The sequence below is a fragment of the Cupriavidus sp. GW822-FHT03E04 genome, assembly GCF_058801495.1.
This window is the reverse complement of the sequence record NZ_JBXANI010000002.1, coordinates 1-22968: the sequence shown is the minus strand read 5'-3', so window position 1 is coordinate 22968 and position 22968 is coordinate 1. Positions and strand designations below refer to the sequence as shown.

Below are 22968 nucleotides of genomic sequence, written 5' to 3'. Positions count from 1 at the left end.
CGGGTGCCGTAATCGGGAGGGGGCAGGATGACGCAGATCGTCGCGCGGATGGACAAGCGTGAGAGACGTGAGATACGTGGGTACTGGTGGGCCGCCGCGGCCTGCCTGCAGGCAGTGTTGGCGACGATGCCGGGCTCCGGCCAGGCAGCGCAGGTGGTCCGCTTCTCGCCGGAGGGCGAGGTCGCTCGCGTGCGGCAGGTGGCGATCCGCTTCGACGAATCCATGGTGCCGCTGGGCGACCTGCAGGCGAGCCCGCCCGCCACGGTGTCCTGCAAAGGCAGCGCGATCACCGGACAGGCACGCTGGATCGACGCGAAGAACTGGGCATTCGATTTTGCGCGCGACCTGCCGCCAGGCATCAAATGCACGGTGCGCATGGCGGCCGGCCTCAAGAGCGAGGCCGGCAAGGCATACACCGGCAAGCCGGAGTATCGCTTCGAGACCGGCGGGCCCACCGTGGTCTCCGCGCGTCCCGGCGGCGGTGAGATCGAAGAGGACCAGGTCTTTGCGCTGCGCTTCAACGGCCCGGCCACCGCCGACTCGGTGCGCAACGCCACCTGGTGCCAGGCGCAAGGCCTGGGCGAGCGCATTCCCGTGCGTCTCGTCGCCGGCAAGGAGCGCGACGCCGTGCTGGGCGCGCTGCACTGGAAGCTGAAGGCCGACGAGGTGGATGCCGTCCACCTGCTGGCCTGCCAGCAGCGCCTGCCGTCCGGCGCACGCATGCAGCTGGTGCTGGGCAGCGGCGTCGCCACGCCTTCGGGGCTGGCCACGCGCGACGAACGGCGCTTCGACTACACCGTGCGCGAGCCCTTCACCGCGAGCTTTACCTGCGAGCGAGAGCGCGCGCAGTCGCCCTGCACGCCATTGCGGCCGATCTCGCTGTCGTTCTCCGCGCCGATCTCGCGCAAGGACGCCGAGCATATCCTGCTCAATACGCCGAAAGGCCCGCGCGCCCCGCAGTTCGAGCCGGAAGCGGCGCGCGACGCGCCCGTCAGCAGTGTCAGCTTCAAGCCACCCTTTGCCGAGAAGGCCGAGTTCACGTTGTCTGTACCCGCTGGCCTGAAGGACGACAGCGGCCGCGTGCTGTCCAATGCCGAGCTCTTCCCGCTCAAGGTGGGCATGGCCGCGATGCCGCCGCTGGCGAAATTCTCGGCCGCGCCGTTCGGCGTGCTCGAGCGTTTTGGCGAGCTGCCCAAGGGCAAGCCAGCGGCCGACTATCCGGCGCTGCTGCCGGTGACGCTGCGCAATGTCGAGGCCGACCTGCCGGTGCAAGGCGTGCGCGCGCAAGCCGGCACGGTACGCCGCCTGAAGGTGGACGACGATGGCGCGGTACTGCGCTGGTACGGGCTGGTTCGCCGGCTGCACGAAGGCAGCTGGACGCGCGGCGAGCTTGATGCCATTCTCGCCGGCCGCTCGCCGTCCGCGGTCAACAACCCGCGCAATGCGCCTTCCATCGAGACCCGCTCCATCTCGCTGCTCGATGGCGTGGCCGGTGCGCGCAAGCTCGCCATTCCGCAACTGGTTGAGCCGGGCGGCAAGGCGCCACGCCCATTCGAGGTGGTCGGCATTCCCCTGCCCGAAGCCGGCTTTCATGTGGTGGAGATCGCTTCGCCGATGCTGGGCGAGGCGCTGCTCGGCAAGCCGGCGCCCATGTACGTGCGCACCGCCGCGCTGGTGACCAACCTCGGCGTGCATTTCAAGCTCGCGCGAGGCCCCGGCAAGATGACCGCGCTGGCGTGGGTCACTACGCTCGACGATGGCAAGCCGGTGGCCAACGCCGCGGTGGCGCTGCGCGATTGCAGCGGCAAGCTGCTGGCCTCGGGCCGCACCGATGCCGCCGGGCTGGCGAGTTTCAACGGCCTGGACGACGTGCGCGAGCGCAGTTGCGACGACACCGGGCTGTCCGGCTATTTCGTTTCGGCACGCATCGCCGCGGACCATCCGCAGGCACGCGGCCAGGCCGACATGGCCTTCGTGATGTCCGACTGGAACCAGGGCATCGAGAGCTGGCGCTTCAACGTGCCGACCGACACCAGCGCGGTGCCGGACGTGCGCGTCCACACCATCTTCGATCGTACCTTGCTGCGTGCCGGCGAGACCGTGTCGATGAAGCACATGATCCGCACCGAGACTGCGAATGGCTTCGCATTGCCGGGCGCGGGCGATCCCTTGCCAGAGAAGCTGGTCATCCAGCATGAAGGCAGTGGCCAGACTTACGAGCAGCCGGTGCAATGGCGCAGCACTGCTACCGGTGGGCGCAGCGCCGAAAGCACGTTAGCGATTCCCGCGGCGGCGAAGCTGGGCGTCTATACGGTGTCGTTCAGCGATGCGAAGGACCGTGTGCTGGACAGCGGCAGCTTCCGCGTCGAGGCCTTCCGCCTGCCGGTGCTGGCGGGCACGCTCAAGGCCGGCGGCGGCGGGGCGCTGGTGGCGCCGCCCGAGGTGCCGCTCAACCTGGAAGTGCACTACGTGTCGGGTGGCGGCGCGGCAGGCTTGCCGGTGCAGGTGTCGGCGCTGCTGCGCGACAAGTACGTGCGCTTTGCCGACTACGACAGCTATGCCTTCGCCCCGCCGCGCAAGCCGCAAAAGGACAGCAGTGGCGATGAGGACGAGGGCGAGGACGGCAATGCGCAGCGCGACGACGCGCAGAAGCTGGTGGCCGACAAGCTGCCGCTCAAGCTCGACAAGAACGGCGGCGGCACGCTGACCCTCAAGAACATGCCGCGGCTCGAGGCACCCAAGGACCTGGTGGTGGAGTCGGGCTTTGCCGACCCCAATGGCGAGATCCAGACGCTGCGCCAGACCGTGCCGATGTGGCCGGCGGGTGTGGTGGCGGGCATCCGCACCGAGAGCTGGGTCTCGGTCAAGCAGAAGCTTCCCGTGCATGCCGTGGCGCTCGATCCGCAGGGGCGGCCGCAGGCCAACGTGCCGATCTCGCTGCGCGCGCAGGTGCGCATCACCACCTCGGTGCGCAAGCGCGTGGTGGGCGGTTTCTATCGCTACGACAACCGCAACGAGAACAAGGACCTGGGCATCGTGTGCGAGGGCCGAACGGATGCGCAAGGCCGCATGCAATGCGACGTGACGCTGCCCGAGGCCGGACAGGTGGAACTGATCGCGCAGGCCCGGGATAACGCGGGACGTGTATCGCAGGCCGCCACCTCGGTCTGGGTGACGCGCCAGGGCGAGCTGTGGTTCGGCGGCGAGAACAACGACCGCATCGATCTGCTGCCCGAAAAGAAGGCCTACGCGCCGGGCGAGACCGCCGTGTTTCAGGTGCGCATGCCGTTCCGCCACGCCACCGCGCTGGTGGCGGTGGAGCGCGAGGGGGTGCTGGAGACCAGCGTGGTGGAGCTCAACGGGCACGATCCCACGGTGCGGGTCAAGGTAAGGCCGGAGTGGGGCCCCAATGTGTATGTGTCGGTGCTGGCGTTGCGCGGACGCTTGCGCGAGGTGCCCTGGTATTCGTTCTTCACCTGGGGCTGGCGCCAGCCAACCGAGTGGTGGCAGGCGTTTCGCAGCGAGGGCCGCGAGTACGCCGCGCCGAGCGCGCTGGTGGACCTGTCCAAGCCGGCATTCCGCCTCGGGCTGGCGGAGATCCGCGTGGGCAACGAGGGCTACAAGCTCGACGTGAAGGTGACGCCCGACAAGACGAGCTACCCCGTGCGCGGAAAGGCGCAGGTAGCGGTGCAGGTGAAGCTGCCCGACGGCAAGCCTGCCGCCAATGGCGAAGTCGCGCTTGCCGCGGTGGATGAAGCCCTGCTGGAGCTGATGCCGAACACGAGCTGGGATCTGCTCGACGCCATGCTGCGCCGGCGCAGCTATGGCGTGGAGACCGCCACCGCGCAGATGGAAATCATCGGCCGGCGCCACTATGGCCGCAAGGCCGTGCCGGCGGGCGGCGGCGGCGGCAAGAGCCCGACCCGCGAGCTGTTCGATACCTTGCTGCTGTGGAATCCGCGCGTGCAGCTCGACGGCGAAGGGCGCGCCACGCTGACGGTGCCGCTCAACGATTCGCTCACGCGATTCCGCATTGTGGCCGTGGCCGACCTGGGCGTGGGCCGCTTCGGCAACGGCAGCGCCACCATTGCTGCCACGCAGGACCTGCAGCTGATCTCGGGACTGCCGCCGCTGGTGCGCGAGGAAGACCGCTATCGCGCCATGTTTACGCTGCGCAATACCACGCAGCGCGCGATGACGGTGCAGGCCGTGGCGCGTGTGAGCCCGCCGGGACAATCCGCGCAGCCGCAGGCGCTGGCCGCGCAGACAGTGGAGATTCCCGCGGGCGAATCGCGCGAGGTCGGCTGGGATGCGGCCGCGCCGCTGTTGCCGGCGGGCTCGTCGGCCCAGGACGGCATGGTGCAGTGGGAGGTGGAAGCGACCGAGGCCGGCAAGACGGGCGGCGCCAGCGACCGCGTCAAGCTCTCGCAGCAACTGGTGCCGGCGGTGCCGCTCACCGTGCAGCAAGCCACGTTGGCGCAGCTCGCGCCAAACCTGTCGGTGCCGGTACGCGCACCGCAGGGCGCGCTGGCCGATGGCGCGGGCCAGCCTCGCGGTGGCCTGCAGGTGAACCTGCAAGCCTCGCTGGCAGGCGGCATGCCGGGCGTGCGCGAGTGGTTCCGCAACTATCCGTTCTCGTGCCTGGAGCAGCGTGCCTCGCGCGCGATCGGGCTGGGCGATGCGGCGCAGTGGAATGCACTGACTACGCAACTGCCCGGCTATCTCGACAACGACGGGCTGGCCTCGTATTTCCCGCTGCAAAACGACGGCAACGCCGGCAGCGAGGTGCTGACCGCCTACCTGCTGGCGGTGTCCGACGAAGCCGTGCGCGCGGGGCTGCCGCTGCGCCTGCCCGACGAAACGCGGGCCCGCATGGAAAGCGGATTGGCCGCGTTCATCGAAGGCCGCATCAAGCGCGAACGCTGGGCACCGACGCAGGATCTGGAAGTGCGCAAGCTGGCCGCGCTAGAGGCGCTCTCGCGCAGCGGGCACGCGCAGGCGCGCATGCTGGGTTCGATCCAGATCCTGCCGGCGCAGTGGCCCACCTCCGCGCTGCTCGACTGGATTGCCGTGCTGTCGCGCGTGCAGGATATCCCGCAGCGCGACGAGCGCCTGGCGCAAGCGCAGCAGATCCTGCGCTCGCGGCTGACCGTGCAAGGCACGCGGCTGGCGTTTTCCACCGAGCGCGACGACAACTGGTGGTGGCTGATGAGCGGCGGCGATCTCAACGCCGCGCGCCTGCTGGCCTTGTCGCTCGACCTGCCCGGCTGGAAGGACGAAAGCGCGCAACTCGCTACCGGCTTGCTCGGCCGGCAGATGCGCGGCGCCTGGGGCACGACCACGGCCAACGCCTGGGGCTCGCTGGCGATCACGCGCTTTGCGCAAGCCTTCGAGAAGACGCCGGTGTCGGGCGCCACGCGCGTGACGCTGGAGGGGGTGCCCGATGCATCGCGCAGCTTCGACTGGGCGCGCGCCGGGAAGGTGGATGGCGTGGCAAGCGGCAGCATCAGCCTGCCGTGGCCACGCGCGGGCGAGTCCGCCACGCTGCAGGCCGTGCAGCAAGGCGCCGGCAAACCCTGGGCCACGGTGCGCGCGCTGGCGGCGGTGCCGCTGGCCGCGCCGCTCTCGGCGGGCTACCGCATCACGCGCAGCGTGACGGCGGTGGAGCAGGCGGTGGCCGGCAAGTGGTCGCGCGGCGACACGTATCGCGTGAAGCTGGAGATCGATGCGCAGGCCGACATGACCTGGGTGGTGGTGAGCGACCCGGTGCCCGCCGGCGCCACCATCCTCGGCAGCGGCCTCGGGCGCGACTCGGAGATCGCCACGCGCGGCGAGCGGCGCAAGGGTGCATGGCCTGCGTTCACCGAGCGCACGCCGCAGGCCTTCCGTGAGTATTACGCCTACATGCCGCGCGGCAGTGCCACGGTGGAATACACCGTGCGCCTGAACAATGCCGGCGAGTTCGCTTTGCCGCCCACCCGGGTCGAGGCGATGTACGCGCCGGATGTATTCGGCGCGCAACCCAATGCCAGACTGACCGTAGGAGCACGCCCTTGAGCTGGCTTGCAATGATGATGCCCGCGCGGGTGCGCGAGTGGTGGCTGGCCGGCACCATGGCCGGCCTGGTCTACGGCGGCCTGCTGGTCACCGTCGCGATGGACTCGCCGCCCGGCGCGCCGTTGAACGGGCAGATCGCCTTCCAGCCTTTGTGGAAGACTGCCATGGCGCTGCTGCTGGTACGCGCCGCGCACTTCCATCCCTTGCGCCGCGAGCGGCGCTGGCTGATGGCGGCGCTGCTGTTCTCCGCGCTGGGGGACTTTCTGTTGGCGATGCCGTGGCTCTCGTTCTCCTTCATCGGCGGCCTTGGGGCTTTCCTGATCGCGCACTTCGCTTACCTCGGCTTGTTCGTGCCCATGGCGGGCGACGGGCGCGCGCATCGCCTGATTGCTTGCGGTGTGGTCGTGGGCGCGGCCGGCGTGATGCTCGCGCGCTTCTGGCCCAATCTGGGCACGTTGGCGGTGCCGGTCTCGGTCTATGTCGGCGCGCTCGCGGCGATGGCCTGCGCCGCGTTGCTGGCGAAACTGCCGACGCCGCTGGCGGCAATCGGTGCGCTGTGCTTTGCCGTGTCCGACGGCTTGCTCGGCACCGCGCGGTTCCTCGTGCCATTCGATACCTTTGCGCTCGGCATCTGGTGGACCTACGCGGCCGCGCAGGTGCTGCTGGTGGCCGGCGTGGCGGCCGGGCGGGACAAATGAACGCGGGCCTGCGCGCGGTAGCCGTGATGGCCTGCTTGGCCTGCGCGCCTGCGCCTGCGCTTGCGCTTGCATCCTTCGACAGCGTGCGCGCCGGCTGGCGCAGCGCGGATGTGGTGGTGCTCGACCGCCATGGCGAAACCCTGTCCCGCGTGCGCGACGATTTCCGTGCGCGCCGCGGCGATTGGGTCACGCTGGCGGAGATATCGCCCGCGGTGCGCACCGCTATCGTGCTGTCGGAGGACCGCCGCTTCTATGCGCACAGCGGCGTGGACTGGCAGGGCGTCGCCGCCGCCGCGTGGGCCAACCTGTGGAACACGCGCACACGCGGCGCTTCCACCCTGACCATGCAGCTTGCTGGGTTGCTCGACGAGGACCTGCGGCGTGCCGACAGCGGCCGCAGCGTGAGCCAGAAGATGGCGCAGGCCATGCGCGCGACGGCACTGGAGCGCAACTGGAGCAAGGACCAGATCCTCGAGGCGTATCTCAACCTGGTGCCGTTTCGCGGCGAGCTGGTCGGCCTGTCCGCGCTGTCGCAGGCGCTGTTCGGCAAGTATCCGAGCGGCCTCGATGCACGCGAGGCGGCGCTGGCGGTGGCGCTGGTGCGTGCGCCCAACGCGCGTGCGCCGCAGGTGGCGCAGCGCGCGTGCGGCATCCTGCGCGAGCAGCAATTGCCCAAGGCATGCGATGGGCTGGACGGCTTCGCGCAACTGGCGCTGCTGCGCAGCAGCGGCAGCAGCGCGGGCTCAGCATCGACGCAGAACCTCGCGCCGCATCTGGCGCGCTTACTGGTATCGCAAGCCCGCGTCGCCGGCCCGGTGCCTGCCACCATCACGTCCACGCTCGATGCCGGCCTGCAACGCATCGCCACGGCGAGCCTGGATCGACATCTGCGCGAGCTTGCCGGGCGCAATGTGGAAGACGGCGCCGTGGTGGTGATCGACAACGCGAGTGGCGACGTGCTGGCCTATGTGGGTTCGTCTGGCGCGTTGTCGGCGGCCGCGCAGGTCGACCACGCGGCCGCGCCGCGCCAGGCCGGATCCACGCTCAAGCCGTTTCTCTATGAGCAGGCGCTGGAGGCACGGCGGCTGACCACGGCATCGCTGCTGGACGACCGGCCTGTCAACCTGCCCACGGGCGGCGGCGGGGGTCTCTATGTGCCGCAGAACTATGACCGGCAGTATGCGGGCTGGGTGAGCATGCGGGCCGCGCTGGCGTCGTCGTTGAACGTGCCCGCGGTGCGCACGCTGGTGATGGTCACGCCGTATCGCTTTCACCAGCGGCTGACCGCGCTCGGCTTGCCGCTGGCGCAGGCCGGCGATTACTACGGCTACAGCCTTGCGCTGGGCAGCGCCGATGTGCCGCTGGTCGCGCTTACCAATGCCTATCGCGCCTTCGCCAACGGTGGGCGTTTTGCGGGCGTGCGGCTGCGCGCCGATGCACCGCCAGTGACCGTGCGCGCGGTGATGTCGCCTGCGGCAAGCTATCTGGTTGCCGACGTGCTGTCGGATCGCCACGCGCGGGCGCGCACGTTTGGCCTGGACAGCCCGCTGACCACGCGCTTCTGGACCGCGGTCAAGACGGGCACGTCGAAGGACATGCGCGACAACTGGTGCGTGGGCTGGTCGCAGCGCTACACGGTTGGCGTGTGGGTGGGAAACGCCAGCGGCGCAAGCATGCATGAGGTCTCGGGTGTGTCCGGCGCCGCGCCGGTGTGGCACGAGATCATGGAGGCGCTGCACCGCTCGGTGCCGAGCGTGGCGCCGGCCATGCCCGCCGGCGTGGAGCGTGTGCCGTTGCGCTTCGCCGATGATCTCGAGCCCGCGCGCGATGAGGTCTTCCTCGCGGGTACCGCCATGCGCGTTGTCAACATTGCCAGCGCGGATAGCGTGCGTGCCACCAAGGATCGCGTCACTGCCATCGCCAGCCCTGCCGACGGCACCGTGTTCGCGCTCGATCCCGATATCCCGCCGGCGGCGCAGCGCGTCTGGTTCCATGCCGAGGGCGTCAGCGGACAGACCGCGCGACGCGTGAGCTGGCGCATCGACGGCAAGCCGCTGGGGCGCGGCGGCCAGCTCTCCTGGCTGCCCTGGCCGGGCCGGCACGAAGTGGAGTTGCTGGATGCCGCGGGCAAGGTGGTTGACCGTATCGGTATCGAAGTGCGCGGCGCCGTAGCCAAGGCGCCGCGCCGCTGATTACGCTGGCGCGAGCGGTGCGCGCGCCTTGAGGAAGTCGACGAACACGCGCAGCTTGGCCGGCATCAGCAGGCGGCCCGGGTAGTAGAGGTAGAAGCCATCGAACGGCGGCAGCCAGTCGTCCAGCACCGTGACCAGCTGGCCCGAGGCGAGAGGCGCGTGCAGCAAGGCCTCGAACTCGTAAAGCAGGCCGAGCCCGGCGAGCGCTGCCTGGTGCAGCAGGGCCTTGTCATTGGCGATCAGCGCGACGCCGGTATCGACCGTGGCCTGGCGCGCGGCGTGCATGAACTCCCAGCGATAGACCTGGCCCGCGGGGCCGAAGCGGTAGTGCAGGCAGGCATGCGCCTGCAGGTCGCGCGGCAGCTTGGGCTCGCCATGGCGCGCGAAGTAGTCCGGCGTGCCGGCCACCACCATGCGCATCGGGCCGGTGATGGGAATCGCCACCATATCGCGCTGCAGTGCTTCTCCCAGGCGCAGGCCTGCATCGAAGCCCTCCGCGATCAGGTCGGTAAAGCGGTCGTCGACGGCCACGTCGACGCAGATCGACGGATAGAGCCGCATGAACTCCACCAGCACCGGTTGCAGCGCGGTGGCCGCAGCCGAGTATGAGGTGGTGATGCGCAACGTGCCGGCGGGCATTTCGCGCTGCTGGCGCGCGTCGTCGGCCGCGGCCCCGATCTCCGTCAGCGCGGGCTCCACGCGGGCCAGCAGCGCGGCGCCGGCTTCGGACAGGCCGACCCGGCGCGTGGTCCGTTGCAGCAAGCGTACGCCCAGGCGCTGCTCAAGCTGGCGGATGGTCTGCGAGATGGCCGATGGGCTGACCGCCAGCGCGGCGGCGGCGGCGGTGAAGCTGCCCAGGCGCGCCACGCGGACGAAGGCGGCCATGGCGGGCAGCAGGTCGGGGTCAAGGGAGACGTCAGGCTTCATGGTGCGGCGAGAGTAGCATGGCGCGCCTCGCCGCGAAGCGTGCGGCGGCGCGTCGCTAACGCAAGGCTTCTGGCGCGGATACTGACAGATGCGGCAACCGTGAATGGCTGAGCAAGGCAAATACCAATGCCGCCGACGCAACGGTGATCGCTGCGAGGATATACAGCAGGAGCCGGAAGGCATCGCCATAGCCTTGCACCAGTGCCTGCTCGCTCGCCTGCGGCAGCAGGGCCATGGCGCGGGGCAGGTCGCCCATGGCGAGGCGGTGCGCGGCTTGCGCCAGCGCGGCCGAGGGCGCAGTGGCGATGGCGTGCAGCCTGGACTGGGCAAGCCCGGCAAGCATGGCGCCAACGATGGCCAGGGCAATGCCTTCGCCCGCCACCCGCGTGGTGCTGAAGATGCCGGTGGCCATGCCCGCGCGCTCTTTGGGTACCACGCTGACGGCGAGGCCATCCATCAGGCCCCAGGGCAGGCTGATGCCAAGGCCAATCGCCAGCATGGGCAGCGCCAGCCCGGCGCTTGGCTGGCCCGGTGCGCATTGGGCCAGCCATAGCAGGCCGCCGGCGCACACCAGCAAGCCCAGGCCGCAGATCAGGCCGGCCGAGAGCCAGCGGGTCAGATGGCCGGCCAGCAGCGGCACCACCAGCATGGGTGCGGACAGTGCAATCATCATGCGGCCGGCTTCGATCGCGCTGTAGCCTTCGATGCCGATCAGGCGGACCGGCAGCAGCACTTGCAACACCACGTACGAATACGCGGGCGCGGCGGCCAGAAATTGCACGCCGACAAAGCGCGGATAGCGAAACAGCGACAGGTCCAGCATAGGCGCAGGCACGCGCTGCTCGATCATGACGAACGCCAGCATCAGCACGGCAGCGCTGGCCAGCAGCACGACCACCGGCACGCTGCCCCAGCCGCTGTCCGGTGCGCGCAGCACGGCATAGGTGAACAAGCTCAGCGCGCCGGTAAAGGTGCCGGCGCCTGGCCAGTCGAGCCCGCTGGCGGCGGGGTCGCGCGACTCGCGCATGCAGCACGCGCCCAGCACCACGGCGCAAATGGCGATCGCTGCCGTGCTCAGGAAGACGCTGCGCCAGCTGGCTTGCTCGATCAGCCATCCCGCCAGCACCGGCCCGAAAGCGAGTCCCACGCCGAACGTGGTGCCCAGCAAGCTGAACGCGCGGGTGGCGGCCTGCCCCTCGAACTCCTGCGCCAGCGCTGCCATGCCCCCGGCGAAGGCGGCGGCGCCAGCCACCCCTTGCGCTGCGCGCAGGCCATCCAGCCAGGCGATGTCGGGCGCTGCCGTGAGGGCGAGCGAGCTAAGCGCAAAGCCGGCAATGCCGGCGAGGAAGACGCGCTTGCGCCCGAAGCGGTCGGCCAGCGCGCCGGCTGCCATCAGGCAACTGCCAAAACACAGCATGAAGGCGTTGGTGACCCAGTTCAGCGCGATGGGGCTGCCGCCGAGATCGGCAGCGATCGCTGGCAAGGCTACCGCCGGGCCGGTGAAGCTCAGGGGCATGGCCAGCGCGGCGAGACAGACCGCGCCAAGGATCAACAGTTTTTGCGCCGTGGTGTGCGCGGCATCAGGTGCAGCTTTGGGCATCGGGAGTCCGGGTTGGAGGGCGGGGCGGGCGTCGCACGTTGCTGGCGCCGATAGCACGTGGCTGTGGCCAATCGCGAAAGTGGACTAATGATAGGATGGCATTAATACGTCTTAAAGCACCTGGATTTCCGTGTTTTGCGGACAAAAATTCTCTAATGAAGCGGTATAGATAGTCATGGATCGTCATGGACAGTCTTAGTGGCCTGTACGCCTTTGTGCGCGCGGCGCAGACCCGGAGCTTCGTCGCGGCGGGACGGCTTCTCGGCGTCTCGCCATCGGCCATCGGCAAGAGCGTGATGCGGCTCGAGGCCAGGCTTGGCATCCGGCTGTTTCACCGCAGCACGCGGCAGATCCGGCTGACGGAAGAGGGCGCGCTTTTCTTCGAGCGCTGCCGCCGCATCCTCGAGGAAATCGACGACGCGGAACTGGAGTTGTCGCGGCTGCAGGAGGCGCCGCGCGGCCGGCTGCGCATCAGCGTCCCGGCGATCGGCTATCGCCTGTTGCTGCCCGAGCTGGCCACGTTTTGCGCTGCCTATCCGGAGATCGAGTTCGACCTGGATTTCAGCGACCGCATGGTGGACGTGGTGGAGGAGGGCTTCGACCTGGTGATCCGCAGCGGCGAGTTGGTGGATTCCCAGCTGATGGCGCGGCGCCTGCGGCCTTTTCGCCAGGTGGTGTGCGCCGCGCCGGACTACTTCGCGCGGCGCGGCATGCCCAGGCGGCCGAAGGACCTGGAGCAGCATGTTTGCCTGCGCTATCGTTTCCCCTCCAGCGGGAAACTGCAGGATTGGGTGTTGACGCAGGATGCCGAAGGCGAGGAAGTGCGTTTGCCGGGCTCGTTCGCCTTGAACAACATCGAAGGCGTGCTGGCCGCGGCGATCGGCGGCCTGGGCATTTGCTACGTGCCGGATTTCGTGGCGCAGGAGGCGCTGCACGACCAGCGGCTGGTGACGGCGCTGGACACGTTCAACGTGGTGCAGGGCACCTTCTGGATGCTGTGGCCATCGAGCCGGCACATGCTGCCTAAGCTGCGGGTGCTGGTTGACTTCCTGTCCCGCGGGGAGAACCCGGGATGAGAGCCCATGGCCCTTCCCATCGCCCATGGTGTCCAGCTTAAGAGGGTAGCCCGATTGTGAAGCTGCGCTTCATGACGCATGCAGCGTAGCCGGCTGTTTCCGCGCCCCGGCCTTGGCGATACTGCCGAGGTTCCTCAACCAAGGAGTTCCGCATGACCGCACTACGCAAGCTGGGCCGGCATGGCCCACAAGTATTCCCGCTTGGCCTGGGCTGCATGGGCATGAGCGAGTTCTACGGCGCGCATGACGATGCCGAATCTATTCGCACTATCAATCACGCCATTGATAATGGTGTTAATTTTATCGATACGGCTGATATTTATGGCCCGTACACCAACGAGAGCCTGGTAGGCCGGGCCATCGCGGATCGCCGCGACAGCGTGGTGCTTGCGACCAAGTTCGGCATCGTGCGCGACGCCGCCAACCCGGTGGCGCGCGGCGTGGATGGCCGGCCCGAATATGTGCGAGCCAGCTGCGACGCCAGCCTCAAGCGGCTCGGGGTGGAGCATATCGACCTGTACTACCAGCACCGGGTCGATCCGCAGGTGCCCATCGAGGAAACCGTGGGCGCGATGGCGGAACTGGTGAAGGCGGGCAAGGTACGCTGGCTGGGACTGTCGGAGGCCGGCGCGCAGACCATCGAGCGCGCGCATGCCGTGCATCCCATCACCGCGCTGCAAAGCGAGTATTCGCTGTGGACGCGCGACGTGGAGGCGGGTGGCGACCAGAGCATTCTTGCTACGTGCCAGCGGCTCGGCATTGCCTTCGTGCCGTACAGCCCGCTGGGCCGGGGCTTCCTGACCGGTGCCATCCGCAGTCCTGAGGATTTCGCGCAGGACGATTACCGCCGTTCCAGCCCGCGTTTCATGGGTGAGAACTTCGCGCGCAACCTGGCGCTGGTCGACAAAGTGAACGCGCTGGCGCGCGACAAGGGCTGCAGCCCGGCGCAACTGGCGCTGGCGTGGGTGCTGGCGCGTGGCGAGATGCTGGTGCCGATTCCCGGCACGCGGCGCGTGGCCAACCTTGACGACAACCTTGGCGCGCTGGACGTGGTGCTGGACACGGCCGACATGGCGGCCATCGACGCCGTGTTCCCGGCAGACGCAGTAGCGGGTACGCGCTATCCGGGGCAGGTGATGTCCTTGCTGGCGCGCTGAACCGGCTGAACCTGTGGAGCGTGGGGGGCCGGTGGCGAGTTCGCCGATAATCCAGCATCGCGAACCGCCTCCGGAGTCACCCGTCATGTCCGTTGCCCTGCTAGACGCCGCCCAGACCGCGGTCCGCCTGCCTTACCCCGCGCTGGCCGGCGCCATTGCCGCCATGCTGGCCGAGCTGCGCGCGGGCACGGCCATGGCGCCGCCGCGCATTGCGTTGCCTGTTGGGGACCCCGCCGGCGGGGAAGGCACGCTGCTGGTGATGCCGGCGCGCAACCGGGAGCTGGTGATGACCAAGAACATCACCGTGCACCCCGGCAATCCGCAACGCGGCCTGCCCAATATCCTCGGCGAGGTGGTGGTGGCCGACGCCCATACGGGACGCCGGTTGGCGCTGCTGGACGGGCCCACCGTGACGGGCCGGCGCACCGCCGCCGTGTCATTGCTGGCGGCGCAGAGCTTCGCGCCGGATCCCGCTGGCGAGCTGTTGATCGTCGGTGCTGGCGTGCAGGCGCTGACCCATCTGGAAGCCTTTGCCGCCGGCCTCTCGCCGCGCCGGGTGTGGCTGCATTCGCGCACGGCCGCCAAGGCCGAAGCCCTCGCCGCGCATGCGCGCACGCTGGGCGTTGAGGCGCAGACGGTGGATGACGTGCGCACGGTCCTGCCGCGCGTGTCGATGGTGGTGACGGTGACGTCCAGCCTGGTGCCGGTGCTGCCGGACCTGGATAGCGGGCTGTGGCGCGACGATCATTTCATCGCCGCGGTGGGCGCGTTCCGCCCGGAGATGTGCGAGCTGCCGCCGGCGCTTTGCCAGGCGGCCTCGGCGCACGGCCGGCTGCTGGCCGACACCTTGTTCGGCATCGAGGAGGAGGCGGGCGACCTGCTGCAGGCGGGCATCGCTTGGTCCACCGTGCAGCCGTTCGAGCACGCGATCCTCGTCGCGGACGCACTGCGCGCGCGCCGCGGCAGCCCGCTGGTCTTCAAGAGTGTCGGTTACGCCCTGTGGGACCTGGCCGCGTGCGTGCTGGCGAGCGCCGGCACAGCGTAATTCCCTTGCCACGAGTAGGCCTATACCGTGCAGTAGGTTTTTGTCCGGCGAGCGTCGCAAATTGCATACGGTTTCGCCGACCGATTTGGCTCGTTTGCCCGCTTTTTTAATGGTTAACCCGTGATTTAGGGGCGGGCTTCTACAAAAGTGTTAAGCGTTTGAAACAGACGGGTCACACCAGACGGGATAATGCCTGCCTCGGGTAGAGAGTTAATAAGGAGCAAGAGGCATGTCCCCCAAGAAGATCCTGCTGGCCAGCGTAGCCATGCTGATTGCTGGCGCCGCGCAAGCGCAGAGCGCCGGCAGCAATATTGTCAGCCTGGGCTGGTTCCGCGTGATGCCGACGAGTTCGGCCGATGCGCTGGTCGTCGATAGCATCGGCGGCTTCCCCGTCAACCAGACCGAAGCCGGCACGAGTGCCAAGATCAAGTCCGCGGATACGCTTGGCATCGCGTTCACGCACTTCTTTACCGACAATATCGCAGGCGAATTTGTGGCGGGAATTCCGCCGAAGCACGATGTAGAGGGCGCTGGCACGTTTGCCAAATACGGCACGCTGGGCAATGTGAAGCAATGGAGCCCGGCGGTATTGGTGAAGTACTACTTCGGGGAAGCGAAGACCAAGTTCCGCCCCTACGTGGGCCTTGGCGTGAACTACACGTGGTTCACCGACGAGACCATCAACAACCAGACTTTCGTGCGCTCCGAGTTTGGTCCGAACGCCAAGATGACCGCGAGCGCCAAGAGCTCGTGGAATCCGGTGTTCAATGTCGGCGCGAACTACGCCATCACCGATAACTGGTTCGTTGGCCTGTCGGTGTCCTACCTGCCGCTATCCAGCACGGCCACGCTTACCACGCAGAATGCGGGCGCGGCAGGCAATGCTACCGTTGTGTCGCATACCAAGATCAAGATCGATCCGGTCGTGACCTACCTGAACGTCGGGTACCGCTTCTAAGCGGCTCGCCAGACGACAAAACGGGCGCCATCGCTGGCGCCCGTTTTGCTTTGTGCCGCTTCTGGCTCAGCCCGCGGCCTGGGTGCTGCCCTTGACGGGATAGCCTGCAGCCTCGATGGCTTCGCGCAGCGCTTGGCCGCTGGCGGTGGCTTCTACCGTGACTGCCTGCGCGGGGATGTCGGCCGACACCTTCGCGGCGGGATCGAGTGCTTGCACGGCGCGGGTGATGGCGCCCACGCAATGGCCGCACGACATGCCTTCAACCTGGAACTGGATCATCTGGAATCTCCTGTTGGTACCTGGGGTAAGGAATCAAGGTGAGCATCCGGCCGTCCAAAAAGCGTACCTGTCGCTGCGCTGGCCGGGCCGGACTTCGGTCTACCCCTGAAGTTTGCACCTTCCCACCGTGGGAAGCGCAAGGCCTTTTCCAGACGTTCTCGCGTTCTGCACGTGATGAATGCGTTGCTTGTGCGCGGGCTTGACCTTCCCAACATGGTAAGGTCCATGATGTGGTTGTCATCACTGTGGACCCGATCCCTGCCATGCCCGCTAACACCCAACTCCTTCCCGTACCCGGCGCAGCAGCAGGCGCGCCGCCCTCCGAATGGCGGCTGCCGATCGGCGGCATGACGTGCGCCTCGTGCGTGCGGCGCGTCGAGACCGCGCTGGGCAAGGTGCCTGGCGTGCGCCAGGTCGCCGTCAACCTCGCCACCGAAGAAGCCACGCTGCAGGCCGATAGCGCTGCCGTGCTGCCGGCCGCCGCCGAGGCCGTGAGGGCTGCCGGCTACGAGGTGCCGCACCAGGCCATGACCTTGTCCATCAGCGACATGACGTGCGCTTCCTGCGTGGCCCGCGTCGAGCGTGCGCTGAAGGCCGTGGCCGGCGTGGTGGATGCGCAGGTCAACCTGGCGACGGAGCAGGCTGAGGTGACCGTGCTGCGTGGTGCCGTGGATGCCGATGCGCTGGCCGCTGCGGTGGCGCGCGCCGGTTATGGCGCGGTGCCGGTCACCGGCGAATTGCCGGCTGGGGCGGTGCCTGGCGAAGGCTTCTGGTCTGGGCCATGGCCGGTGGCGATCTCGGCGGCGCTATCGTTGCCGCTGGTGGCGCCCATGGTGGCCGAATGGTTCGGCGTGCACTGGATGCTGCCGGCCTGGGTGCAGTGGCTGCTGGCCACGCCGGTGCAGTTCGTGTTTGGCTGGCGTTTCTACAAGGCTGGCTTCAAGGCGGTGCGCGCGGGCGCGGGCAACATGGATCTGCTGGTCGCGCTCGGCACCTCGGCGGCTTATGGCTTGTCCTTGTGGCTGATGTGGCGTGGCGCGGACGATATGCCGCACCTGTACTTCGAGAGCGCGGCAGTGGTCATCACGCTGGTGCGCCTGGGCAAGTGGCTGGAAACCCGCGCCAAGCGCCAGACGGCGGACGCCATCCGCGCGCTGGCCGCGCTGCGCCCCGATAGCGCGATCGTGCGCCGCGACGGCGCGGAGGTGAGCGTGCCGCTGGGCTCGGTGCGGGTCGGCGATGAGATCGTGGTGCTGCCGGGCGCACGCGTGCCCGTGGATGCCAAGGTGATCGAAGGCAGCAGCCATGCAGACGAATCCATGCTGACCGGCGAGAGCCTGCCGGTACCGAAGGCACCCGGCGCGCTGCTGACCGGCGGCGCCATCAACTACGAAGGCCGCCTGGTGGCGCGCACGGTGGCGGTGGGCGCGGAGACGGTGCTGGCGCGCATCATCCGCATGGTCGAGCACGCGCAAGCGGCCAAGGCGCCAATCCAGCGCATGGTCGACCGCGTGAGTTCGGTGTTCGTGCCGGTGGTACTGGGCATCGCGCTGGTCACGCTGCTAGGCTGGGGCCTGTTCGGCGGCAACTGGGAGGCAGCCTTGCTGAACGCGGTGGCGGTGCTGGTGATCGCCTGCCCGTGTGCGCTCGGCCTGGCCACGCCGACCGCGATCATGGCGGGCACGGGCGCGGGTGCGCGCGCCGGCATCCTGATCAAGGACGCCGAGGCGCTGGAAGTGGCGCACCGGGTCAAGGTGGTGGCCTTCGACAAGACTGGCACGCTCACGGTGGGTAAGCCGGAAGTGGTGGCGCTGGCGGTGCCGGCAGGTGCCGGTGACGATGACGATGCAGAGCCACGCTTGCTGGCGCGTCTGGCCGCGCTGCAGGCCGGCAGCGAGCATCCGCTGGCGCACGCGGTGCTGGCAGCGGCCCGCGCGCGCGGCATCCACGCGCCGACGGCTACCGATGTGCGTGCATTGCCCGGCATGGGCTTGTCCGGCAAGGTCGATGGCGTGGCATTGCAGCTTGGCAGCGAGCGCCTGCGTGCCTCGCTGGGCGCAGCGGCGGGTACCCTCGAAGCGCAGGCGCAGGCACTGCAGCAAGCGGGCCGCACCGTGTCCTGGCTGATCGAGACGGGCGCGGCGCGGGATGCGTCGCCCGCGCAAAACCGCGTGGTGGGGCTGGTTGCCTTTGGCGACGCCATCAAGCCTGGTGCGCGGCGCGCGATCGAGCGGCTGCGCGCCGCCGGCGTGCGCACGGTGATGCTGTCCGGCGACAACCGGGGCGCCGCCGCGCGCGTGGCCCAGACGCTGGGGCTGGACGAGGTGCAGGCGGAAGTACTGCCGGCCGACAAGGCCGAGCGAGTGAATGGGCTCAAGGCGGGCGGCACCGTGGTGGCCATGGTTGGCGACGGCATCAACGATGCGCCGGCCCTGGCCGCGGCGGATGTCGGCATCGCCATGTCGACCGGCACCGATGTGGCCATGCATGCCGCCGGCATCACGCTGATGCGCGGGGACCCGGCGCTGGTGGCCGACGCACTGGCGATTTCGCACCGCACCGTGCGCAAGATTCGCGAGAACCTGTTCTGGGCCTTCTTCTACAATGTGATCGGCATCCCGCTGGCGGCGGCCGGCCTGCTCAACCCGGTAGTGGCCGGCGCGGCCATGGCATTCTCCAGCGTGAGCGTGGTCGGCAATGCGCTGCTGCTGCGGCGCTGGAAGCCGGCGGGAGAGCAAGCATGAATGTCGGCAGGAATATCGGCGAAGCGGCACAGGCTTCCGGCGTCTCCGCGAAGATGATCCGGCACTACGAGTCCATCGGCCTGCTGGCGCCACCGCCGCGCAGCGAGGGCGGCTACCGCCGCTACGACGAGCGCGCGGTGCACACCTTGCGCTTCGTGCGGCGTGCCCGTAATCTCGGGTTCTCGCTGGACGAGATACGCGGGCTGCTGTCGCTGTGGCACGACCGCGCGCGGGCCAGCGCCGACGTCAAGGCGCTTACCTTGCGCCACGTGGCGGACCTGGAGCAGCGCATTGCCGAACTTGCCGCCATGCGCGACACGCTGCGCCAGCTGGCCGAGGCCTGCAGCGGCGATGCGCGGCCCGACTGCCCGATCCTGGCCGATATGGCGCAGGCAGGATTCGGCCTGGCGGCGGAGCAAGCGGATGCGGGCGGCAACAACGATGGCGCGGTGCCGGCCTGCCATCGTCACGGCGAGGACAGCACCGCGGCCTCCTAGTCAGGGAAGGCTGGCGGCATCGTAGCGGAACACAGATGGAGATCAACCGAATGGATCGACCGAGTACCGCTGCTTGCGCCGAGCCGGCCGACGTCGGCGCCGATGGCGCCGGCCCTGCCGCGGCGGCCCCCGCGCGGCCCGTCACCCCCATCGAAAGCCGCCAGCGCATGCGCGACGGCACGGAACTGTTCCTGCGCACCTGGCAGCCCGATCCCGAGCTGTTCCCGGAACCTGCCGGTTCGCTATTGCTGGTGCACGGCCTGGCCGAGCATTGCGGGCGCTACCAGCACGTGGCGGAGCTGTTGTGCGGCCTGGGCTTGCGTGTGCGCGCCTACGACCAGCGCGGCCATGGCGCCAGCGGCGGTCCGCGCATGGTGGCGGAGCATCCGGATGTGTTCGTCGAAGACCTCACCGAAATCCACGACGCCGCGGTGGGCCAGTGGCAGGAGCTGCCGTTCCTGCTGGGGCACAGCATGGGCGGGCTGGTGGCCGCGTGCTTCGCCACCGCGCGCGTGCGGCCCATCCGCGCGCTCGTGCTGTCATCGCCGGCGCTGGCCTTGAGGCTGTCCGCCCCGATGCTGGCCCTGCACCGCATGCTGCTGACGCTGGTGCCGCGCCTGCGCGTGCCCAACCCGATCGATGCGCGCTACCTGTCGCACGACGCCGCGGTGGTGGCGCAGTATCGCGCCGATCCGCTGGTGCAGGGCACCATCAGCGCTGGCGTGCTGGAGACTTTTGTGCGCGGCATGGCGCAGGCGCAAACCGACGCGCCCCTGCTGGAAGCACCCATGCTGATGCTGGTGGCGGGCGACGATCGCATCGTCGATCCGGCCGGCAGCCGCCGCTTCTTCGACAACGCGCCGCCCGACCTGCGCGACGCGCTCTGGTTCGACACCGGCTACCACGAGATCTTCAACGAGGCACAGCCGCTGCGCGGCGAGGTACTGGCCGCGCTCACCGGCTGGCTGCGCAAGCATCTGCAGCCGCAGGCGGCGTGAGCGCGCATGATGTGTCCCTGGCTGCCATCACCTGAACCATTGCGCGCAGCCATGGCCCAAGTTCGGCATGCCGCGCATGGACGCACGCATTTGCCATCCTGGCGGGATATTCCCGCGCGGGCTCATCATCAACCTTTCCAAACGTGGCGCAAGGCCTGACAAGAGAAAGCATGGAGACATACGACTACATCATCGTCGGCGCCGGATCGGCCGGCTGCGTGCTGGCCAACCGCCTGACCCAGGACCCTGAGGTGAGCGTGCTGCTGCTGGAAGCCGGCGGGCGCGACGACTACCACTGGATTCACATCCCGGTGGGCTACCTGTATTGCATCGGCAACCCGCGCACCGACTGGATGTACCGCACCGTGGCGCAAGCCGGCCTGGGCGGCCGCTCGCTGGGCTACCCGCGCGGCCGCGTGCTGGGTGGCTCGTCCTCGATCAACGGCATGATCTATATGCGTGGGCAGCGCGAAGACTATGACGACTGGGCGCGCCTGACGGGCGACGACGGCTGGCGCTGGGACAATGTGCTGCCGCTGTTCAAGCGCAGCGAGGACCATCATCGCGGCGGCGACGAATTCCACGGCGCAGGTGGCGAATGGCGGGTGGAAGGGCAGCGCTTGCGCTGGGACATCCTGGAGCGCTTTATCGATGCCGCCGAGCAGGCCGGCATCCCGCGTACCGATGACTTCAATCGCGGCGACAACTTTGGCGTGGGCTATTTCGAGGTCAACCAGCGCCGCGGCATTCGCTGGAATACCGCGAAGGCGTTTCTGCGCCGCGCGGCGGAACGGCCGAACCTGACGATCGTCACCGGCGCCCAGGTGAGCGCGCTGACGTTCGAGGGACGCCGCTGCACCGGCGTGGACTATCTCGGCGGCGGCAAGCCATTCACGGCGGCAGCGCGCGAGGAGGTCATCCTGGCAGCGGGCGCGGTCAATACGCCGCAGTTGCTGGAGCTGTCCGGCATCGGCCAGCCCGAGCGGCTGCAGGCGGCGGGCATCGCGGTGCGCCATGCGTTGCCTGGCGTGGGCGAAAACCTGCAGGACCACTTGCAGCTGCGCAGCGTGGTCAAGGTGGAGGGCGTGCGCACGCTCAACACGCGCGCGGGCAGCTGGTGGGGCAAGCTTGGCATCGGCCTGCAGTACGCGGTCAACCAGAGCGGCCCGATGAGCATGGCGCCGTCGCAGCTCGGTGCCTTCGCGCGCTCGGATGCATCGTATGCGCGGCCCAACCTCGAGTACCACGTGCAGCCGCTATCGCTCGACAAGTTCGGCGATCCGTTGCATCGCTTCAATGCGTTCACCGCCAGCGTGTGCAACCTGCGCCCGACCTCGCGCGGCAGTGTGCACATCGCCGATCCGGATTTCCGCCACGCGCCGGTGATCGCGCCCAACTATTTGACGACCGACGCGGACCGCAAGGTAGCGGCGGATTCGCTGAGGTTGACGCGGCGCATCGTGGCCTCGCCCGCGCTCGCGCCCTACAAGCCGCAGGAATGGCTGCCGGGCGCGGCGTTCGAGACCGACGAGCAACTGGCCCAGGCCGCGAGCGAGATCGGCACCACCATCTTCCATCCGGTGGGCACCTGCCGCATGGGCCGACCCGATGACCCGCAGGCCGTGGTGGACCAGCGCCTGCGCGTGATCGGCATTGATGGCTTGCGTGTGGTCGATGCATCGATCATGCCGCTGATCACCTCGGGCAACACCAACTCCCCGACCATCATGATCGCGGAGCGCGCCAGCGACATGATCCGCGAGGACCGGCGCCGGCGCGCGAGCGGCGTGGCGCAAGGGGGTGCGCAGGGCGCTGTTTCCCCGGCGGGGGCTTCGCTGGCCAGCAAAGCGGGGGCCACAACCCAGGCCTGAGTACGCCGCTTGTCGCGAACGCGCGGCAAACGCGCGGCAAACCTGACACCAACCTGACATCTGGTTCATGTTTCATAATCAGTGCAAACCCGGATGTTTTGCGACGCAGCAGACGCACACAATAGACGCCGAGATGCCGTGCAGCACCGCTCACATTGGCGCGCCCCCACAAGGGCGCGTCGCGCGTTCCGGGACGGGCGCGCACGGCGGACATCCAGGCAGCAATACAGGCAGCAAATAAATACAAGCAAATACAAGCGGCGCGAGAGCCGCAACAGCCACGGGGAGCGCAACTGGATTGGCGCGACCTGTGCGGTGGTGGTGCGACTGGCACCACAATTCTGACCATTTGGCGGTGCCGACCAGAAGCCGGCGCCGCTGCAAGAGGGCGGGCAGGAGACCATGAATCAGCAAGAAACGATCCTGGAAACGCGGAACCTCACCAAGGAATTCAAGGGGTTCACCGCGGTAAGCGACGTCAACCTCAAGGTGCGGCGCGGCTCCATCCATGCCTTGATCGGCCCCAACGGCGCCGGCAAGACCACCTGCTTCAACCTGCTGACCAAGTTCCTCGAGCCGACCACGGGCACGATCCTGTTCAACGGCATCGACATCACCCGCGAAAAGCCGGCGCAGATCGCCCGGCGCGGGGTGATCCGGTCGTTCCAGATCTCCGCCGTGTTCCCGCACCTGACGGTGCTGGAGAACGTGCGCATCGGGCTGCAGCGGCAACTTGGCACCTCCTATCATTTCTGGCGCAGCGAAACCACGCTCGACGCGCTGAACGCGCGCGGCATGGAACTGCTGGAGCAGGTCGGGTTGACCGATGTGGCGCAGACGGTGACGGTCAACCTGCCGTACGGCCGCAA

15 protein-coding genes are annotated in these 22968 nt (G+C 68.6%); 12 read left to right on the top strand and 3 right to left on the bottom strand.

Going from position 1 to position 22968, the window contains the following annotated elements:
• Positions 1-48: 48 nt before the first annotated feature.
• From AC1RQC_RS02230 to pbpC, 3 genes are read left to right on the top strand one after another with little or no spacing between them, the layout of a single operon-like run.
• Positions 49-6057 (top strand): alpha-2-macroglobulin family protein, encoded by a 6009-nt coding sequence (locus tag AC1RQC_RS02230; RefSeq protein ID WP_492882490.1) that lies wholly within the window; start codon positions 49-51, stop codon positions 6055-6057.
• Positions 6054-6755, top strand: coding sequence for a lysoplasmalogenase (locus AC1RQC_RS02225; protein ID WP_441635822.1), 702 nt, complete (start codon positions 6054-6056; stop codon positions 6753-6755). Before AC1RQC_RS02230 ends, AC1RQC_RS02225 begins: the two co-directional genes overlap by 4 nt.
• Positions 6752-8947, top strand: coding sequence for a penicillin-binding protein 1C (pbpC, locus tag AC1RQC_RS02220; protein WP_492882366.1), 2196 nt, complete (start codon positions 6752-6754; stop codon positions 8945-8947). The genes AC1RQC_RS02225 and pbpC overlap by 4 nt, the downstream gene beginning before the upstream one ends.
• On the opposite strand, the gene AC1RQC_RS02215 is transcribed toward pbpC, so the two are convergent.
• Together AC1RQC_RS02215 and AC1RQC_RS02210 are read right to left on the bottom strand one after the other, a co-directional pair.
• Positions 8948-9874: a LysR family transcriptional regulator gene (locus AC1RQC_RS02215; RefSeq protein WP_492809201.1), complete on the bottom strand. Its 927-nt coding sequence runs from the start codon at positions 9872-9874 to the stop codon at positions 8948-8950.
• A 55-nt stretch (positions 9875-9929) separates the two neighbouring features.
• Positions 9930-11474, bottom strand: a complete 1545-nt coding sequence (locus AC1RQC_RS02210; protein ID WP_492882365.1) for an MFS transporter — start codon at positions 11472-11474, stop codon at positions 9930-9932.
• A gap of 185 nt (positions 11475-11659) precedes the next feature.
• On the opposite strand from AC1RQC_RS02210, the gene AC1RQC_RS02205 reads away from it, so the two are divergent.
• The 4 genes from AC1RQC_RS02205 (at position 11660) to AC1RQC_RS02190 (ending at position 15710) form a co-directional block, all read left to right on the top strand.
• Positions 11660-12550: a LysR family transcriptional regulator gene (locus tag AC1RQC_RS02205; RefSeq protein ID WP_492882364.1), complete on the top strand. Its 891-nt coding sequence runs from the start codon at positions 11660-11662 to the stop codon at positions 12548-12550.
• Positions 12551-12702: 152 nt separating this feature from the next.
• The gene (locus tag AC1RQC_RS02200; RefSeq protein ID WP_492827625.1) at positions 12703-13707 is read left to right on the top strand and encodes an aldo/keto reductase; all 1005 of its coding nucleotides are present in this window, start codon (positions 12703-12705) and stop codon (positions 13705-13707) included.
• An 85-nt stretch (positions 13708-13792) separates the two neighbouring features.
• Positions 13793-14752 carry a delta(1)-pyrroline-2-carboxylate reductase family protein gene (locus AC1RQC_RS02195; RefSeq protein ID WP_492882363.1) on the top strand — a complete coding sequence of 320 codons (960 nt, stop codon included), beginning with the start codon at positions 13793-13795 and terminating at the stop codon, positions 14750-14752.
• A gap of 229 nt (positions 14753-14981) precedes the next feature.
• Entirely contained in the window at positions 14982-15710 is a 729-nt protein-coding gene (locus tag AC1RQC_RS02190) for an OmpW/AlkL family protein (RefSeq protein WP_492375425.1), read from the top strand.
• A 66-nt stretch (positions 15711-15776) separates the two neighbouring features.
• On the opposite strand, the gene AC1RQC_RS02185 is transcribed toward AC1RQC_RS02190, so the two are convergent.
• Positions 15777-15989, bottom strand: coding sequence for a heavy-metal-associated domain-containing protein (locus tag AC1RQC_RS02185; protein WP_043350852.1), 213 nt, complete (start codon positions 15987-15989; stop codon positions 15777-15779).
• 263 nt (positions 15990-16252) lie between these two features.
• Here AC1RQC_RS02185 and AC1RQC_RS02180 point away from each other — a divergent pair, with 263 nt between their 5' ends.
• The 5 genes from AC1RQC_RS02180 to AC1RQC_RS02160 form a co-directional block, all read left to right on the top strand.
• Positions 16253-18733 carry a heavy metal translocating P-type ATPase gene (locus AC1RQC_RS02180; RefSeq protein ID WP_492882362.1) on the top strand — a complete coding sequence of 827 codons (2481 nt, stop codon included), beginning with the start codon at positions 16253-16255 and terminating at the stop codon, positions 18731-18733.
• Entirely contained in the window at positions 18730-19230 is a 501-nt protein-coding gene (cueR, locus tag AC1RQC_RS02175) for a Cu(I)-responsive transcriptional regulator (protein ID WP_492827633.1), read from the top strand. The genes AC1RQC_RS02180 and cueR overlap by 4 nt, the downstream gene beginning before the upstream one ends.
• Before the next feature lie 50 nt (positions 19231-19280).
• Entirely contained in the window at positions 19281-20228 is a 948-nt protein-coding gene (locus AC1RQC_RS02170) for an alpha/beta hydrolase (protein ID WP_492375428.1), read from the top strand.
• Positions 20229-20398: 170 nt separating this feature from the next.
• The gene (locus AC1RQC_RS02165; RefSeq protein WP_492882361.1) at positions 20399-22099 is read left to right on the top strand and encodes a GMC family oxidoreductase; all 1701 of its coding nucleotides are present in this window, start codon (positions 20399-20401) and stop codon (positions 22097-22099) included.
• A gap of 402 nt (positions 22100-22501) precedes the next feature.
• Positions 22502-22968, top strand: a 467-nt coding sequence (locus AC1RQC_RS02160; protein WP_492882360.1) for an ABC transporter ATP-binding protein, incomplete at its 3' end; no start/stop codon positions are given.

Bases quoted from the DNA above. Each gene is read 5' to 3' on its own strand.
- AC1RQC_RS02230 (WP_492882490.1), top strand. From the start codon at position 49: ATGGACAAGCGTGAGAGACGTGAGATACGTGGGTACTGGTGGGCCGCC.
- pbpC (WP_492882366.1), top strand. From the start codon at position 6,752: ATGAACGCGGGCCTGCGCGCGGTAGCCGTGATGGCCTGCTTGGCCTGC.
- AC1RQC_RS02215 (WP_492809201.1), bottom strand. From the start codon at position 9,874: ATGAAGCCTGACGTCTCCCTTGACCCCGACCTGCTGCCCGCCATGGCC.
- AC1RQC_RS02210 (WP_492882365.1), bottom strand. From the start codon at position 11,474: ATGCCCAAAGCTGCACCTGATGCCGCGCACACCACGGCGCAAAAACTG.
- AC1RQC_RS02205 (WP_492882364.1), top strand. From the start codon at position 11,660: ATGGACAGTCTTAGTGGCCTGTACGCCTTTGTGCGCGCGGCGCAGACC.
- AC1RQC_RS02200 (WP_492827625.1), top strand. From the start codon at position 12,703: ATGACCGCACTACGCAAGCTGGGCCGGCATGGCCCACAAGTATTCCCG.
- AC1RQC_RS02195 (WP_492882363.1), top strand. From the start codon at position 13,793: ATGTCCGTTGCCCTGCTAGACGCCGCCCAGACCGCGGTCCGCCTGCCT.
- AC1RQC_RS02190 (WP_492375425.1), top strand. From the start codon at position 14,982: ATGTCCCCCAAGAAGATCCTGCTGGCCAGCGTAGCCATGCTGATTGCT.
- AC1RQC_RS02185 (WP_043350852.1), bottom strand. From the start codon at position 15,989: ATGATCCAGTTCCAGGTTGAAGGCATGTCGTGCGGCCATTGCGTGGGC.
- AC1RQC_RS02180 (WP_492882362.1), top strand. From the start codon at position 16,253: ATGCCCGCTAACACCCAACTCCTTCCCGTACCCGGCGCAGCAGCAGGC.
- cueR (WP_492827633.1), top strand. From the start codon at position 18,730: ATGAATGTCGGCAGGAATATCGGCGAAGCGGCACAGGCTTCCGGCGTC.
- AC1RQC_RS02170 (WP_492375428.1), top strand. From the start codon at position 19,281: ATGGATCGACCGAGTACCGCTGCTTGCGCCGAGCCGGCCGACGTCGGC.
- AC1RQC_RS02165 (WP_492882361.1), top strand. From the start codon at position 20,399: ATGGAGACATACGACTACATCATCGTCGGCGCCGGATCGGCCGGCTGC.